This is a genomic window from Vibrio sp. 03_296, from assembly GCF_002265885.1.
Map to the genome: position 1 here is coordinate 1 of NZ_NPKW01000990.1, position 758 is coordinate 758.

At 41.1% G+C, this 758-nt stretch carries 2 pseudogenes; both read right to left on the bottom strand.

Features of this window, described 5'->3' with window-relative positions:
- Nucleotides 1–127: 127 nt before the first annotated feature.
- Nucleotides 128–504, bottom strand: a pseudogene (locus CIK04_RS29370) (DMT family protein).
- A gap of 122 nt (nt 505–626) precedes the next feature.
- Nucleotides 627–758: pseudogene (locus tag CIK04_RS29375) on the bottom strand (cold-shock protein); the annotation flags it as partial.

The window sequence follows — 758 nt, forward strand, 5'->3', positions numbered from 1 at the left end:
CGCTCAAGATGACAATAAAGAGAAGTTCGTGAAAGACTTTGTGGCCGCTTGGACTAAAGTAATGAATGCGGATCGCTTCGATATCTAATCGAATCACTGATTAAACTTGCACTCAAAGCCCCTTAGCTTACATGCTCGCTAGGGGGCTTTTTTTAGTGTAAAACTTAACTGCGAACGCAAAATAGACGGCGCCAACCAAACACAAACCAGCCCACAGGTAATCTAGTTTCAGTGGTTCACGTAAATAGAACACAGAGAACGGCACAAACACCATCAAAGTAATCACTTCTTGTAGAATTTTAAGCTGGCCTACATTGAGTGCCGTGTATCCAATACGGTTCGCAGGTACTTGGAGCAGGTATTCAAAAAGTGCGATCCCCCAACTCACCAATGCTGCAATAATCCATGGTTTATTGTTCAACTCTTTGAGATGGGCGTACCAACAAATGTCATAAAACAATTGCTAACAATTAACAAGCCAACACTAACAACAATAGGGTTCACTCCTACTCTCACTCGCAAAAATTCGTTTAGGCAAACTTTCTCTAAATACCAACGAAAAACGGGTGCTCTTTCGAGCACCCGTTTAATATTCTTCTCGTGGTTAAACCACAAGTAAAATAAGCTTAGATAACTGTAACGTTAGAAGCTTGTGGSCCTTTTTGACCTTCTTCAACGTTGAAGCTTACTTTCTGACCTTCAGCAAGAGTTTTGAAGCCTTCAGAAACGATARCACGGAAGATGTACGAATACATCTT